We start from the raw sequence: 15,464 nt of genomic DNA, 5'->3' as shown, positions 1-15,464 counted from the left end.
GTAGACGAGAACTTCCCTAGAGTTTTTGAACTGGAGCATCCATTCATGAACAAGATACTCAGGAACGTTTGGATCGATGCGGACGAAGACGCGGCGGGAGGCCGGCAGTCCATTCGGAAGCGCCTGAAGCTGAACATGCGGCTGGATATCGCAGCGGGGCTTGCGATACTTGCCGGTCTGGCGGGTACGGGTCCGCAGGTTCATGCATCAACGTACAACCCGAATGGTTGCGCCTCTCCCAAGGCGACGGGACCCGACGGCGTAGCCTATCCTGCGGGCAAGACTCCGAGCGATGGATCCGGCCTGTGGTCCAACGTTATCGGATGCGATGCCGATGGCGGCGGCTACACCGGCGTGCAGGTCCTGGGCTTTCAAGCGACGGCGACGGGCAATGCCGCGACCGCCCTGGGGTTTGCGGCTACGGCGGCAATTCGGAGCACCGCTGTAGGCATGCAGGCCGGAGCCCTTGCCCTGGGTTCGACCGCTCTTGGTCAATGGGCGCGTGCCACGGCCGTCGGCAGCGTCGCGATCGGCGGCAATAATTCCTCCAATTCGGCGGCGGCGGGTGCGCAGGCATCGGGGCTCAACGCCGTTGCGGTCGCAGGAGAATCGCGTGCCATGGGGGCGGATTCCGTTGCGATAGGCACGCGTGCGCAGGCACGGCGCGATGGCGATGTGGCCCTGGGCATCGGCAGCGTGGCTGATGGCGCAACAGGAAACTTCTCCGCGGTGGCTATCGGTCGCGGCAGCTCGGCGATCGGTGAAAACTCGGTGGCGTTGGGCAATGCCAATCGGGCCTCGGGACCAGGCGCCGTCGCGCTGGGCAATAGCTCGGCGGCTGCGGGCGCCGCGGCGTTGGCCGTAGGCAACGATGCCAACGCGCTGGCGGCGCGGAGCATGGCGTTGGGTTTCGATTCGGTCGCAACCAACTCGGACGACGTCGCGCTGGGGGCGGGCTCCGCGACTGCTGCCGCCGTCGGCACGTCTGGCGCCGCGATCGCGGGGCGGTCCTATTCGTTCGCCGGGTCGGCGCCCGCCAGCACGGTCAGCGTGGGCAGCACGGGTGCGGAGCGCTCCATCACGAACGTTGCGGCGGGGCGGCTTGGCGCCCTTAGCACGGATGCCGTCAACGGTTCGCAGCTCAATGCGACGAATCAGGCGGTGAATGCCCTGGGCGACCGGGCGGTGACGTATGACGGCAACGAAGGTGATCCCAGGAGCCTGGTCACGCTGGCGGGATCGGCATCCACGGACGGCGGCATGACGGGCGGCACCAGGCTCACCAACCTGGCGCGCGGGGCCGTGTCGGCCACCAGCACCGATGCGGTGAACGGTGCGCAACTGCACGAGACGAACCAGGAGGTGCAGCGCGTGGGCGACAGGGTGACGACCATGGGCGATACGGTGACCAGCATGGGCAACACCGTCACGACCCTGGGCGACACCGTGACGAATCTCGGCGATACGGTCACGACCATCGGCGGTACGGTCACGACCTTGGGCGATACGCTCACCAACCTCGGCGGCTCGCTGGCGAATCTCACCGGGGACACGAACGCGACATACACCGACGCCAACGGCCTGGGCATCCGCTATGCGCGGACCAACGAGCGCGGGTTGACGCCCAGCGACGCCTATGCGGAGAACCCCGGCAGCACGGCGCTGGGCTACAACGCGCGAGCCACGGCCGACAACGCGCTGGCGCTGGGCCGCGAGGCCCAGGCAAGCCACGCCGGTAGCGTGGCGCTGGGCGCGAATGCGGTCGCCAATGGCGCAACGCTGAGCGCGGCGGCGTACCGCTCAGGTACGGCGGCGGTGGCGGGCGCTGCCCCGGTGGGCGAAGTGAGCATAGGTTCGGCCGGTGCGGAGCGCCGTCTCAGCCATCTGGCTGCGGGCGCGTCCGACACGGATGCGGTGAACGTAAGCCAGCTCAAGTCCGTGGCCGAGAACGTGGGCAGCCTGGGCGACCGGGCGGTGACCTATGACGGCAACGCGGGCGATCCCAGGAGCCTGATCACGCTGGCGGGATCGGCATCCACGGACGGCGGCATGACGGGCGGCACCAGGCTCACCAACCTGGCGCGCGGGGCCGTGTCGGCCACCAGCACCGATGCGGTGAACGGTGCGCAACTGCACGAGACGAACCAGGACGTGCAGCGCGTGGGCGACAGGGTCACGACCATGGGCGACACGGTGACCAGCATGGGCAACACCGTCACGACCCTGGGCGACACCGTGACGAATCTCGGCGATACGGTCACGACCATCGGCGGTACGGTCACGACCTTGGGCGATACGCTCACCAACCTCGGCGGCTCGCTGGCGAATCTCACCGGGGACACGAACGCGACATACACCGACGCCAACGGCCTGGGCATCCGCTATGCGCGGACCAACGAGCGCGGGTTGACGCCCAGCGACGCCTATGCGGAGAACCCCGGCAGCACGGCGCTGGGCTACAACGCGCGAGCCACGGCCGACAACGCGCTGGCGCTGGGCCGCGAGGCCCAGGCAAGCCACGCCGGTAGCGTGGCGCTGGGCGCGAATGCGGTCGCCAATGGCGCAACGCTGGGCGCGGCGGCGTACCGCTCAGGTACGGCGGCGGTGGCGGGCGCTGCCCCGGTGGGCGAAGTGAGCATAGGTTCGGCCGGTGCGGAGCGCCGTCTCAGCCATCTGGCTGCGGGCGCGTCCGACACGGATGCGGTGAACGTAAGCCAGCTCAAGTCCGTGGCCGAGAACGTGGGCAGCCTGGGCGACCGGGCGGTGACCTATGACGGCAACGCGGGCGATCCCAAGAGCCTGATCACGCTGGCGGGATCGGCATCGACGGACGGCGGCATGACGGGCGGCACTAGGCTGACCAACCTGGCGCGCGGGGCCGTGACGGCCACCAGCACCGATGCGGTGAACGGTGCGCAACTGCACGAGACGAACCAGGACGTACAGCGCGTGGGCGACAGGCTGACGGGCATGGGCGATACCTTGACGGGCATGGGCGATACCCTGACGACCATGGGCGACACGTACACACACCTGACGGGGAACCCTAGCCTGATCAGCAAGGCCGACAATGGGCTGGGCTTGCGTTATGCGCGGACCAACGAGTTGGGACTGGCGGAAGATGATGCCTACGCGCAGGGCGTGGGCAGCACGGCGCTGGGCTACAACGCGCGGACGTCGGCCGGCGACGCGCTGGCGTTGGGACGCGATGCCCAGGCGAGCCAGGAAGGGAGCGTGGCGCTGGGTTCAGGCTCCGTGTCCGCCCGGGCGCTGACGCCGACCACGGGCAGCCTTGCGGTCGGCAGCGGTGGCGCCCTGGTGCCGTTCAACACGGCGGATCTCACCTTGCTGGGAGCGGTATCCGTGGGTCGCGATGGCGCGTACCGCCAGATTACCAACGTGGCGGACGGGACCGAGGAGCATGATGCGGTGACTTTGCGCCAACTGACCGGCGCGATCGGCTCCTTGACGACCACTGGGACCCAGTACTTCCATGTCAACTCGACGACTTCCGATTCGCTGGCGGTAGGGCTTGAGTCGATCGCGGTCGGCCCGCAGGCCGTGGTCAATGGGGACCGCGGCCTGGGGATCGGGGATCGGGCGGTAGTGGACCAGGGGGCGCCCGGCGGCATCGCCCTGGGACAGCAGGCGCGTACCACGTCAGCGGATAGCATTGCGGCGGGAACGCAGGCCCTGGCTGATGCCGTCCAGGGGGTGGCCCTGGGCGCGGGCAGCCAGGTTGTCGCGGGCGGTGGCGTAGCGCTGGGTGCGAGATCGGTTGCCAAGACGGTGGCCGGGGCAGCAGGGTATGTGCCCCTGGGCGCCAATGGCGCGTCCGTGAACGCCACGCGCAGCACCTTGGCCGCGTTGTCTGTGGGTGACGCCGATGCCGGCATGTATCGGCAGATCAACGGTGTGGCCGCGGGTACTGTGGATTCCGACGCCGTGAACGTCAGCCAGTTGAAGGCGCTGGCCTCGAATGTGAGCGGGCTCGACGCGGGAGGGGTGAAATACGACCTCAATGCGGAGGGCACCAGCAACTACGGCATGGTGACCTTTAATCCCGGCGGGGCGGCCACCGTGCTGAGGAACGTGGCGCGGGGCACGCTGTCGGCGGACAGCACGGATGCGGTCAATGGTTCGCAGTTGTTCGAGACCAACCAGTACGTGAAGGCTATAGGCGATACGGTCGACAACTTCACCAAGGGCGGCGCCGGAATCAAGTACTTCCATGCCAACGGCGGGGCGTCGGCGGCGCTGCCGGATTCACAGGCCAATGGTCCAGGCAGTATCGCGGTCGGACCGGGCGCGGCCGCCAATGGGGTGAACTCGGTGGCCTTGGGCAACGGCGCGGTCGCAGGGAAGGATGGCGATGTGGCGTTGGGCGGAGGCGCCGTGGCGGACCGGGGAGCGCAGAGCTATGCCGGCAAGTATTCGGAGGCGCAAAACAAGTCGGCCGGCACGGTGTCTGTGGGCTCGTCGGGCGCGGAACGCACGCTCAGCAATCTGGCCGACGGCCGCGAGGCCACGGACGCCGTGAATCTGCGGCAGCTGGACGGCGCGCTCAAGCAGGCCAACGACTATTCCGACAAACGCTTGCAGGACGTGGCAGGCAATGTGCTCCAGGTCGGCGACCAACTCACCGCGCTGGACGAACGCATGACCGGCATCGAAGGCGATGTGACGAACATCGGCAATGGCGCCGCGGGCATGTTCCAGACCAGCCAGGAAGTAAAGGCGGCCAAGCCGCCCAAGGCCAGCGGCGGCAACTCGGCGGCGGGCGGCGCGGGCGCCGTGGCCTCGGGTAAGAACAGCACCGCGATCGGCAATGGCGCGCAGGCGTCCGGCGCGGGAGCCACGGCGTTGGGCAACGGTAGCAAGGCGTCGGGCAGTAATGCCGTGGCGCTGGGCGCCGGGTCTGTCGCCGACCGCGACGACACGGTTTCGGTCGGCGCGGCCGGAGCCGAACGCCAGATCACGCACGTGGCCCGCGGCGCTGCGGGAACCGACGCGGCGAACGTGAGCCAGTTGCGAGAAGTAGAAAGCGGCCTGAGCCACCAGGTGGCGGGCTTGCGCAAGAACGTGCAAGGGCTGGACAACCGGTTGAGCGCCGGCGTGGCTTCCGCCATGGCGATGTCGGCGCTGCCGCAGGCCTATCTGCCCGGCAGGAGCATGTTCAGCATGGGCGGCGGTACGTGGCGCGGGGAAAGCGGCTTCGCCATGGGGCTGTCCACGGTGTCCGACAGCGGAAGATGGGTGGTGAAGGGCCTGGCCAGCAGCAGTTCGCGCGGCGACTACGGCGCTAGCGTGGGAGTGGGATATCAATGGTGAGTACATGTGGCACGAACGCAGGCTCGCGGCCCGCAGCTGCGGCCTCAATGATCCATGAGAGGTATACAGCCATGACACGTCGCATCATTCTTCCGGCTTTGATTGCATCGAGCGCATTGCTGGCGGCTTGCCAGCCCATGGTGGCTCAGAAGGGCGCGAATGCCGCGCCCCGCGCCGCCCAGCCTGCGCCGCAAGACACCGCGGCGCGGGCGCGGACGGCCATCCCGGCGGTCGAGTTCCGCCTGGCGCAGGACCAGCCGGGCGCCGATCTGCGCGAGCTGCGCATGTCCGACAAGACCTACTACTTCCTGCTGGCGCCCGCGCTTACCCGGGCGGACCTGAATACCGCCACGCCCATGAAGACCCGGGAGGGGCAGCCTTTTGTCAGCTTGCGATTCACGCCGCCAGGCGCGCGCAAGCTGGCGCAGATCGGCCGCCAGTACCCCGGGAAGTGGCTGGTGTTCACGATAGACGGCAGGCTGGTGGGCGTGCCGCGCATCGCAGGCCCCATGGAGGAGGGCATCCTGAACCTGACGATGAACTCGGAGGAGCAGGCAATCAGCGTTGCGCAAGCGATAGAAGGGGCGGCGCAGTAGCGCCGCCCAGGCGGAGTCAGCCGATCGCCCCGTAGATGCGGCGCGCGTCGGCGGCCGTGGCCAGCGGGCGGCCCAATGCCTGCGCGCCTTGCGCGGCCTGCAATACCAGCGCCGAGTTGCCCGGCGCGGTGCTGCCGTCGCGCAGCTTCAGGTTGTTCTCGAAACCCACGCGCATGTGCCCGCCGAACGCTGCGGCCGTGGTGACGCAGGCGTTTTCCTCGGGGCCGAAGGCGCATACCGCCCACGGCAGGGACTGGTCGTACGCGGCCAGGAAGGGCAGCAGGTCATAGGCCGAAGAGGTCTGGCCCGCGCTGTAGCGGCCCAGCACGAACAGCACCGACCACGCTCCTGGCGGCACCAGGCCGCGCGCGCGCAGGGACAGCCAGCGGCGCACGTCGCCTTCGTCGTACAGGATGATCTGGGTCATGATGCGGCGCTCGGCGATCCAGGCGAGGAAAGCCGCCAGCTCGCTTTCCGGGATCTCCGGTACGGCGATCTCGCGCAGCCCGATGGACACGGCCTCGGGTTGCAGCTCGCGCACCAGGGCGATCTGTTCCGCCGCCTTGTAGACGCCGGCGGCTTCGCTGGTCACCTGCACCAGCAGTTCGTCGCCCACGGCGCCGCGCACCGCGGCCAGGGCGTCACGGTAGGCCTGGGCGTCCAGCAGGTGGCTGCCGTCAGGCTTGCGCACGTGCATGTGCATCATGGCGGCGCCGGCGTCCAGGCAGGCGCGCGCTTCGTGCGCCAGAGCCTCGGCGGTAAGCGGCACGGCCGGATGGTCGGCGGCCTTTTTGTAGGCGCCATTGGGCGCCACGGTAATGATGACGGGCGAGTCGGCCAGCGCGGCGCGGGGCAGGGGGGTGTTGCTCACGGCTTGATCTCCGGCAGTTCGGGTGCAATCAGGTCCAGGCCGGCGCGTAACAGGCGGTCGTAGCGCGCGCGCTCGGCAGCAATGGTTTCGGGCGTCCAGGTGTAGAAACCTTCGCCCGTCTTCATGCCGTGGCGTCCGTCCTGGGCGCGTTCGGTCAGGCAGCGCGCCGGCTCGCTGGCGTTGCAGAAGGTGGGGTACATGGTGGCGCCGGCGGCGGCATGCACATCGATGCCGGCATGGTCGCGCTGCATCACCGGGCCGGCCGCCAGGAAGCGGAAGCCGAAGCCGAAACGCACTGCCGCGTCCACGTCTTCCGGCGAGGCGATGCCGCGGTCGATCAGGTCGAAGGCTTCGCGCGACAGCGCGTGCTGCAGGCGGTTGGCCAGAAAGCCAGGCAGGTCCTGGCGCACCTTCACCGGCACGCTGCCGCAGCGCCGCATGAATGCGATCAGCGTGTCGGCGCAGGCGTTGTCGCTGGCTTCGCCCAGCACCACTTCCACCAGCGGCACCAGATGCGCGGGCATGAAGAAGTGCAGGCCCAGCATGCGGCCGCGGGTAGCCAGGCCCTGGCTGATGGCGCTGATCGGGAAGCTGGAGCTGTTGCTGGCCAGGATGGCATCGGGCCGGGCGCGTTGCGCCAGGTCCGCAAACAGCGCCTGCTTGATGTCCAGGCGTTCGGGTATGCACTCGATGACCAGGTCCACGCCGGACCAGTCCACCTCGTCCAGGCTGGCGGCGGTGGACAGCAGGGCGGCGTTCGCTTCCCGGCCTATGGTCTTGAGGTTTTCCGCGACACGGGCGGGCACGCCCGCCGCGCGCTCGGCATTCGATTCGATCACCGTGGTCCGGCAGGCCGCGCGGGTCAATACCACGGCCACGTCGGCGCCCATGGTGCCGCCGCCCACCACCACCGCATGCGCCGCGCCCGGATTGGGCAGTGCTATCGCGTCCGTCTGCATGGTTTGCTCCTTCATCTGAAACTACGCTGCGGGCGAGTGTAGAGAACCTGTTTTGATTGATGAATCAGATTTTTTGGATAGAATGATCTTATATTTAGATCAATAGAGGGGCCGCGCCAGGCATGCAGATCAATCTTTCGATGCGCGATATCGATACCACGCTGGTGCTGGGCCGCACGCTCAACTTCCGCCAGGCCGCCGCGCAGTTGCACCTGTCGCAATCGGCTCTGTCCACGCAGATCCAGCGCATCGAAGAGGCGCTGGGTGTGCGCCTGTTCGACCGCACCACGCGCACCGTCCGCCTCACCGCCGCCGGCGAGGTCTTCATGCAGCAGGCTGCCGCGCTGCAAGTGGCCTTCCGCGACGCCATTGCCGCGGTCAGCGGCATCGTCAACGCGGAACAGGGGCAGGTGTCGGTGGCGGCCTTGCCCTCGATTGCGGCCCGCCTGCTGCCGCGGGTGCTCATGACCTATCGCCAGGCCCATCCGCTGGTCGCCCTGAAAGTACGCGATACCTTGTCCGGGCCGGCTTTCGACCTGGTGCGCGCGGGCGAAGTCGACTTCGCCCTGACCGCGGCGGACCCGCAGCATGCGGATCTGCACTACGTGCCGCTGATGTCCGACAGTTTCCTGCTGTTGATCCCCGAAGCCCATCCACTGGCGCGCGCCCGCGGTCCGCTGCGTTGGGCCGATACGGCGGATGCGGCGCACGTGTCCATGGTGCAGCCCAGCAGCGTGCGGCAGTACACGGAATGGGCTTTCCTGCAGAACCGGATACGCTTTACGCCGGCCTTCGAGGCCGAGCATCTGACCACCATCGTCGCCATGGTCGAATGCGGATTCGGCGTTGCCGCGCTGCCCGAAATCGCCGCCGCGGCGGTAGCGCAAAATGGCATCGTCCAGCGTCCGCTGATCGGACCGGTGGCCGAGCGTTCGATCGGGCTGGTCACGGCCCGCAACCGCAGCCTGTCGCCCGCCGCGGCGGCGTTGGTGCAGACCTTGAAGGAGTATCTGGCGCAGCAGGCGCGCCAGGCCGGGCCGGTGGTATTATCCTCAGTACACTAACTAAACTGGAGCTGCCTCAACGTGCCGGATGTACAGAAAAAGACGACGTCCCAGAAGCGCGTCGCAACTCATAAGACAGACACCAAGATCTTCGATCCGGCCAAGCAGGTGCTTTGGTCGCGTCCGGGATATCTGGTGCGGCGCCTGAACCAGATCCACTACGCCATGTTCTACGAGGAGTGCAAGACGCAGAACGTGACGCCGGTGCAGTATGGCGTGCTGACCGCGCTGTCGCTCAGTCCCTGGCTGGACCAGACCGCCATCGGCATGGAGTTGGGGCTGGATCGCACCACCACCGCAGACGTGGTCAAGCGCCTGCAGGAGCGCGGCTTGGTGGAACGGCGCATCAATCCCAACGACAAGCGCTCGCGCCAGGCCGTCATCACCCAGGAAGGCCTGCGCATCATGGGCATCCTGCAGGAAGGCATGGCGCGCGCCCAGCAGCGCCTGCTGGAGCCGCTGTCCACGCGCAATCAGGAAATCTTCATGAAGCTGCTTTCCACCCTGGTGGAAGCCAATAACCAGTACAGCCGCACCACGCTCAAACCCATGTAGGGCCGAGGCCGGCTGCCTGGCTCAGCCTTGCAGCGCGCTGGTCTGCGGCGCGCTGCGGGCGGCTTCGCCGTCGCCCAGCGTGTTGCGCACCCAGATCAGTTCGGCCGCGATCGCCACGGCGATCTCGGCCGGCGTCTTGCTGGCGATGCGCAGGCCCACCGGGCCGTGCAGGCGGGCGATCTGGCTGTCGTCCAGGTCGAACAGCCGCAGCCGCTCGCGGCGCTTCTGCTGGTTGGCGCGCGAACCCAGCGCGCCCACATAGAAGGCCCGCGATTTCAATGCTTCCAGCAAAGCCATGTCGTCGAGCTTGGGATCGTGGGTGACCGCCACGATGGCGGTCCGCTCGTCGGTGCCGATTTCCAGCACGGCGTCGTCGGGCATGCTGGTGAGCAAGGTAGCCTGGGACTGGTTCCAGTCGCCGTAGAACTCCTCGCGGGGGTCGCAGACCGTGACGTGGAAATCCAGCGTGGCGGCGATGTTGGCCAGCACCTGGGCGGTCTGGTTGGCGCCGATGATGAGCAGCCGCCAGCGCGGACCGTACACGCTGCGGAAGATGCGGCCGTCGAAGTCCGGGCCGTCGGCCGGACCGGCGGGAGACACCGAGCTGCTGCCGTCCTGCAGGTCCACCGTGCGTTGGATCAGGCCATGGCCGCGTATGGCTTGCAGCACCAGGTCCAGCCATTGCGTGTCGCGCAGCGGTTCGCTGATCAGGCGCAACGTGCCGCCGCAAGGCAGGCCGAAGCGCGCGGCCTCGTCGCGGGTGACGCCGTAGGTCAGGCGCGCCGGGGCATCCTCGAGCGTGCCTTCGCGGGCGCGCAGCATCAGGTCGTCTTCGATGCAGCCGCCGGAAACCGACCCGACCATGCGGCCGTCCTCGCGCAGCGCCAGCATGGCCCCGGCCTGGCGCGGGGCCGATCCCCAGGTCTGCACCACGGTCACCAGGTGCACGCGGCTGCCCGCGGCTACCCAGTCCCGCGCATGTTGCAATACGTCCAGATCCAGAGCGTTCATCGGCTTCTCACAGTGAAAGGCCGCGGCGCTGCCACGGCTTATATTCACTATACTGATCATCATGGCGACTGTCTCTAGTGTCTATCCCTACCCGATCCCCGCGCGCGTCGGCATCCTGTTGGCTGCGGGGCGGGGCTCGCGCTACGCCGCGCAGCGGCCCGGCGCCGACAAGCTGCTGGCGCCGCTGCCGCAGGGCGCGCGCGTGGCGGCGGCCAGCGCGCGCACGCTGCGCGCGGCGGTGGACATGGTCGTCGCCGTGGTGCGGCCCGGCAGCGCCGCGTTGGCCGGATTGCTGCGGGCCGAAGACTGCGTGGTGTTGGAGACCGACCGGGCAGAGGAGGGCATGGGCGCCAGTCTGGCCGCGGCGGCGCAGTATTTGCAGGGCCTGCCCGGCACGCCTGCCACGGTGCTGGTCGCGCTGGCCGACATGCCCTGGATCCAGCGCGCCAGCCTGGCGAGCGTGCTGGAGGCGCTGCGCGATGCGCCCATGGCCGCGCCCTCGTACCAGGGGCAGCGCGGCCACCCGGTGGGATTCCGCGGAGACCTGCTGGCGCAACTTGCCGCGCTGAGCGGGGACGAAGGCGCGCGGCGGCTGCTCAAAGGGCCCGGCCTGCAATTGGTCCCCGTCGATGATCCCGGGGTGTTGCGCGATGTCGACACGCCTGCCGACCTGGACGAAGACGGCTGAACGCCGCCTGCAGGCAAGGCCGCCGCGGCGGCCTCTTTTTTGCGCTTCGGGATTTCCCTAATTTGTCAGTACGCTGACTATAAAGTCAGTATACTGACGTAAATTCGGAAGCCCTCGCAGGGCTTTTCCCAATGGGAAAGCGGCTGCGCACGATTCCGGTTGTTCCGATGTAATAGTCAGTGCACTGATAAACAATGCTGACGCGCCGTGGCAGGACAGGGTCCGCGCCATCAAACTGGGAGTAGGGGAATGAGCAAAGTACGCAAGATCGCGTTTGAGGAGCACTACACCGCGGTCGGATTCAAGGACTATTCGAAGAGCTTCGCGCAGCACATCGATCCCGCCGTGCTGGCCGACCTGGCCGCGCGCCTGGTGGATTTCGACGAAGTCCGGCTGGGCGAAATGGACCGCGGGGGCATCGACTATGTCATCCTGTCGCAGACCGGGCCGGGCGTGCAGGCCGAAGCCGACGCTGCCGTCGCGCTGCGCCGCGCCAAGGAGAACAACGATTTCCTGGTCGAGCAGGTGGCCCGCCACCCGACGCGCTACGGCGCCTTCGCCACCGTGCCCATGCACGATCCTCTGGTCGCCGCCGCAGAACTGGAGCGCTGCGTCAAACAGCTGGGCTTCAAGGGCGCGCTGATCAACGGCCACACCAATGGCGTGTACTACGACGGCCGCGCCTATGACCCGTTCTGGGAAAAGGTGCAGGAGCTGGACGTGCCCGTCTACCTGCACCCGTCCGATCCCTACGTCATTCCGCAGGCCTACTCGGGCCACCCCGAGCTGGTGGGGGCATGCTGGGGCTGGGGCGTCGAAACCGCCACCCATGCGCTGCGTTTGCTGTTCGGCGGCGTGTTCGACCGGTTCCCCGCCGTCAAGCTGATCCTGGGCCACATGGGCGAAGGCCTGCCGTTCCTGCGCTGGCGCTTCGACAGCCGCTTCGCGGTCTATTCGCACGGCATCAAGCTGGCGCGCGCGCCTTCCGAATACCTGGGCAGCAACATCCTCATCACCACGTCCGGGGTCTGTTCGCCTCCCACGCTGATGGCCGCCATCGCCGAAATGGGCCGCGAGGCGGTGATGTTCTCGGTCGACTATCCCTACGAATCGACCGCGCTGGCCGTGGAATTCATCGAGCAGACGCCGATGGACGACGCGACCCGCGAACTGATCTGCAACGGCAACGCGCGACGCCTGTTCAAACTCTGAGTCCAGCCCGGGAGACCGACATGAGCAACTTCCTGTACGGCGGCAACGTCCATGCCAACGGCATCCGCCAGCATTACCTGCGCTACGGCGGCGAACGTGGGGCGGGGCGCGATCCGGTCATCATCGTGCCGGGCATCACCAGCCCGGCGGTCACCTGGGGCTTCGTCGGCGAGCGCTTCGGCGCGGCCTTCGACACCTATGTGCTGGACGTGCGCGGTCGCGGCCTGTCCGCAGCCGGCGCGACGCTGGACTACAGCCTGGACGCGCAAGCCGCCGACGTGCTGGCCTTCGCAGAGGCGCTGGGCCTGGCGCGCTACAGCGTGGTCGGCCATTCGATGGGCGGACGCATCGGCGTGCGCGCCGGGCGCGGCAAGCCGGCAGGACTGAGCCGCCTGGTCCTGGTGGACCCGCCGGTGTCCGGTCCCGGCCGCCGGCCGTATCCCGCCAAACTGCCCTGGTACGTCGATTCCATGGCGCAGGCGCGGCACGGCATGGACGCCGAGGCCATGCGCGCGTTCTGCCCGACCTGGACCGAGGAGCAGCGCCAGCTGCGCGCCGAATGGCTGCACACCTGCGACGAGCGCGCCATCATCCAGAGCTTCGAGGCCTTCCAGAGCGACGACATCCATGCCGACCTGCCGCGCCTGGACGTGCCGGTGCTGCTGATCACGGCGGAGCTGGGCGACGTGGTGCTGGACGCCGACGTGGCCGAGATCCAACGGCTGGCGCCCGGCACGCAACACCACCGCGTGCCCGCCGCCGGCCACATGATTCCGTGGGACAACGAGGAAGGCTTCTATGCCGCCTTTGGCGATTTCCTGGGCGCGCCGCTGGCGCGCGGCTGAAGCGCGCGACCGTCAAGCAAGGAGGGCATCATGCCTATAAGCGACTATGAAATGGTGAAGGCCTGGCAGCAGGTGCTGACCCTGTCCAAGCTGCAAGCGGGGCAGACCGTCACGGTGCTGACCAGCGCGGCCACCCATCCGCAAACCCTGGCGACGGCGCTGATCGCGACGCAGGCCATGGGCGCCATCGTGAACCGCCTGGACCTGCCGCCCGTCAATGGCGAGCGGGCGCTGAGCCGGGACTCGCTGGCCTACCTGGGCACCACGCCGCTGACCGGCAACAAGGCCGCCATTGCGGCCTTGAAGGAAAGCGACCTGGTACTGGACCTGATGACGCTGCTGTTCTCTCCGGAACAGCACGAGATCCTGGCGACTGGCACCAAGATCCTGCTGGCGGTGGAGCCGCCGGAAGTGCTGGCGCGGCTGGTGCCGACCGAGGCCGACCGTGCGCGGGTCAAGGCGGCCGCCGCGCGCATCGGCGCGGCGCGCGAGATGAGCGTGGTATCCGAGGCGGGTACGGACCTGCGCTGCCCGCTGGGCGAGTTCCCGGCCATCAGCGAATACGGCTTCGTCGACGAACCCGGGCGCTGGGACCATTGGCCCAGCGGCTTCGTGCTGACCTGGCCGAACGAAGGCGGCGCCAACGGCAAGATCGTGATCGACGTCGGCGACATCCTGCTGCCGCAGAAGCTCTACGTGCGCTCGGCCATCGAGCTGACGGTCGAGAACGGCTACGCCACGCGCATCGACGGCGGCGTGGACGCGGAACTGCTGCGCGAGTACGTGGCCTCGTTCAAGGACCCGGAAGCCTACGCGATTTCGCACATAGGCTGGGGCCTGCAACCGCGCGCGCACTGGACCACGCTGGGGCTGTACGACCGCGAGGCCACCATAGGCATGGACGCGCGCGCCTACGAGGGCAATTTCCTGTTCTCGCTGGGTCCCAACAACGAGGCCGGCGGCAACCGGACCACCACCTGCCACATCGACATCCCCCTGCGCGCCTGCACGGTGCGGCTGGACGGGGAGGACGTGGTGCGCCAGGGCAAGGTGCTGGACGGTGCCGGCCTCCAGGCTTAGCACGCAATCACCGTACTAGGAGTTCCCTACATGAATGACGATATCTCGGCCTACGCGCGCCAGGGTTTCGGCACGGCGATGGCGCCCAAGGCGCCCTATGGCCTGCTGATCGTGGACCTGGTCAACGGCTTTGCCGATCCGGCTGTGTTCGGCGGCGGCAACATCCCCCAGGCCATCGAGCAGACCGTAGGCCTGCTGGCGCATGCGCGCAAGCAGGGCTGGCCGGTGGCGCACAGCCGCATCGTGTTCGCCGACGACGACGCGGACCACAACATCTTCACCTTGAAGGTGCCGGGCATGCTGACCCTGAAGGAAGCGGACCACAACAGCGCCATCGTGCCGCAGCTTGCGCCCGCGGCCGGCGAACTGGTGGTGCGCAAGACGGTGCCTTCGGCGTTCTTCGGCACCAGCCTGGCGGCCTGGCTGTCGCAACGCGGCGTGCAGACGCTGCTGGTGGCGGGCGCGGTCACCAGCGGCTGCGTGCGGGCCAGCGTGGTGGACGCCATGCAGTACGGCTTCCGGCCGCTGGTGGTGTCGGATTGCGTGGGCGACCGCGCCATCGGCCCGCATGACGCCAACCTCTTCGACATGCAGCAGAAGTACGCCACCGTGTTGACGCGGGACGAAGCCATGCGCGCTACGCAGGCCTGAGCTGGCGCCGCAGACCGGCACAAAAAAAGGGTTGCGCCACGGGGCGCAACCCTTTTTTTACATTGCCCTTCCGCGTTCTAGACGGGATAGACCAGGTCGTTGGCCAGGATGGTGGTGTCATACACCACCTGCCGTTCCTTCAGCTTGAGCACGCCGTCCTGCCGCGTGTAGCGGTCGTAGTAGGTGCCGGCCAGGTGCAGGGTGGTGGGACCTTCCACCAGCGTCTGCATCAGCATGAATGCCGCCTGGGACTCGATTTCGCCATCCGCGGATTCGCTGATGACGCGGGTGTTGCTGACCAGATGCAGCATGTAGCGCGGGGCGAACATCTGGGTGCGAGAAATGGCCACGGCGCGGTCATGCATCATGGCGCGGCCTTCGGAGTACACCAGGCCGACGGGCAGGCCCAGTTCGGCGTTCTCGCGCGCGGTGACGCGGTACAGGCCGTCCTCGGTGAAGAAGTCTGGCCAGGCCTCGACCTGGCCCGCGTCCAGGGCGGCGCAGTAGTCGGCGTGGAATTCCTCGATCTCCAGTCGCAGCGCGATGGCGCGCGCGGGATCGATCTTGCGGGGGGAGTATTCGAATCGGGTTCTCATGTTTC

General features: G+C 68.0%; 13 protein-coding genes and 1 pseudogene. 10 read left to right on the top strand and 4 right to left on the bottom strand.

Features of this window, described 5'->3' with window-relative positions; all coding sequences use genetic code 11:
- Positions 1-45: 45 nt before the first annotated feature.
- From AC1RHV_RS30655 to AC1RHV_RS30645, 3 genes and pseudogenes are all read left to right on the top strand, one after another.
- Positions 46-3,249: pseudogene (locus AC1RHV_RS30655) on the top strand (hypothetical protein); the annotation flags it as partial.
- The gene (locus tag AC1RHV_RS30650) at positions 3,235-5,331 is read left to right on the top strand and encodes a YadA family autotransporter adhesin (RefSeq protein ID WP_492302697.1); all 2,097 of its coding nucleotides are present in this window, start codon (positions 3,235-3,237) and stop codon (positions 5,329-5,331) included. The pseudogene AC1RHV_RS30655 and the gene AC1RHV_RS30650, both read left to right, overlap by 15 nt.
- A 71-nt stretch (positions 5,332-5,402) precedes the next feature.
- Positions 5,403-5,927, top strand: coding sequence for a SecDF P1 head subdomain-containing protein (locus AC1RHV_RS30645; RefSeq protein ID WP_125473732.1), 525 nt, complete (start codon positions 5,403-5,405; stop codon positions 5,925-5,927).
- A gap of 16 nt (positions 5,928-5,943) precedes the next feature.
- Here the strand turns inward: AC1RHV_RS30645 and AC1RHV_RS30640 are convergent, their stop codons facing one another.
- Together AC1RHV_RS30640 and AC1RHV_RS30635 are read right to left on the bottom strand one after the other, a co-directional pair.
- A complete protein-coding gene (locus AC1RHV_RS30640) occupies positions 5,944-6,798 on the bottom strand; it encodes a beta-keto acid cleavage family enzyme (RefSeq protein ID WP_175182201.1) in 855 nt (284 codons plus the stop codon).
- Complete coding sequence (locus tag AC1RHV_RS30635; RefSeq protein WP_492302658.1) at positions 6,795-7,757, bottom strand: 3-hydroxyacyl-CoA dehydrogenase family protein; 963 nt, start codon at positions 7,755-7,757, stop codon at positions 6,795-6,797. Before AC1RHV_RS30635 ends, AC1RHV_RS30640 begins: the two co-directional genes overlap by 4 nt.
- Positions 7,758-7,879: 122 nt before the next feature.
- Here AC1RHV_RS30635 and AC1RHV_RS30630 point away from each other — a divergent pair, with 122 nt between their 5' ends.
- Both AC1RHV_RS30630 and AC1RHV_RS30625 read left to right on the top strand, forming a co-directional pair.
- The gene (locus AC1RHV_RS30630) at positions 7,880-8,821 is read left to right on the top strand and encodes a LysR family transcriptional regulator (protein WP_175163839.1); all 942 of its coding nucleotides are present in this window, start codon (positions 7,880-7,882) and stop codon (positions 8,819-8,821) included.
- A gap of 87 nt (positions 8,822-8,908) precedes the next feature.
- Complete coding sequence (locus AC1RHV_RS30625; protein ID WP_370127811.1) at positions 8,909-9,376, top strand: MarR family winged helix-turn-helix transcriptional regulator; 468 nt, start codon at positions 8,909-8,911, stop codon at positions 9,374-9,376.
- A gap of 21 nt (positions 9,377-9,397) precedes the next feature.
- Here the strand turns inward: AC1RHV_RS30625 and AC1RHV_RS30620 are convergent, their stop codons facing one another.
- Positions 9,398-10,387 (bottom strand): XdhC family protein, encoded by a 990-nt coding sequence (locus AC1RHV_RS30620; RefSeq protein WP_119451814.1) that lies wholly within the window; start codon positions 10,385-10,387, stop codon positions 9,398-9,400.
- 61 nt (positions 10,388-10,448) lie between these two features.
- Between AC1RHV_RS30620 and AC1RHV_RS30615 the strand changes: the two genes are divergently transcribed.
- The 5 genes from AC1RHV_RS30615 to AC1RHV_RS30595 all read left to right on the top strand — a co-directional run bounded on the left by AC1RHV_RS30615 (position 10,449) and on the right by AC1RHV_RS30595 (position 14,863).
- On the top strand, positions 10,449-11,075 hold the full coding sequence (locus tag AC1RHV_RS30615; RefSeq protein WP_460360035.1) for a nucleotidyltransferase family protein: 627 nt from the start codon (positions 10,449-10,451) through the stop codon (positions 11,073-11,075).
- 249 nt (positions 11,076-11,324) lie between these two features.
- Entirely contained in the window at positions 11,325-12,287 is a 963-nt protein-coding gene (locus AC1RHV_RS30610; protein ID WP_059378445.1) for an amidohydrolase family protein, read from the top strand.
- Positions 12,288-12,307: 20 nt separating this feature from the next.
- Positions 12,308-13,132, top strand: a complete 825-nt coding sequence (locus AC1RHV_RS30605) for an alpha/beta fold hydrolase (protein ID WP_492302654.1) — start codon at positions 12,308-12,310, stop codon at positions 13,130-13,132.
- Positions 13,133-13,162: 30 nt separating this feature from the next.
- Positions 13,163-14,212, top strand: a complete 1,050-nt coding sequence (locus AC1RHV_RS30600; RefSeq protein ID WP_054459034.1) for a 2,5-dihydroxypyridine 5,6-dioxygenase NicX family protein — start codon at positions 13,163-13,165, stop codon at positions 14,210-14,212.
- A 30-nt stretch (positions 14,213-14,242) separates the two neighbouring features.
- On the top strand, positions 14,243-14,863 hold the full coding sequence (locus tag AC1RHV_RS30595) for an N-carbamoylsarcosine amidohydrolase (protein WP_119451813.1): 621 nt from the start codon (positions 14,243-14,245) through the stop codon (positions 14,861-14,863).
- 77 nt (positions 14,864-14,940) lie between these two features.
- Here AC1RHV_RS30595 and AC1RHV_RS30590 read toward each other — a convergent pair whose 3' ends face one another.
- Entirely contained in the window at positions 14,941-15,459 is a 519-nt protein-coding gene (locus AC1RHV_RS30590; protein ID WP_054459037.1) for an aromatic-ring-hydroxylating dioxygenase subunit beta, read from the bottom strand.
- Positions 15,460-15,464 lie beyond the last annotated feature (5 nt).

Source organism: Achromobacter sp. GW823-FHT04E03 (assembly GCF_058796095.1).
Note: the sequence above shows the minus strand (reverse complement) of the source record. Positions and strands in the feature narration are given on the sequence as shown.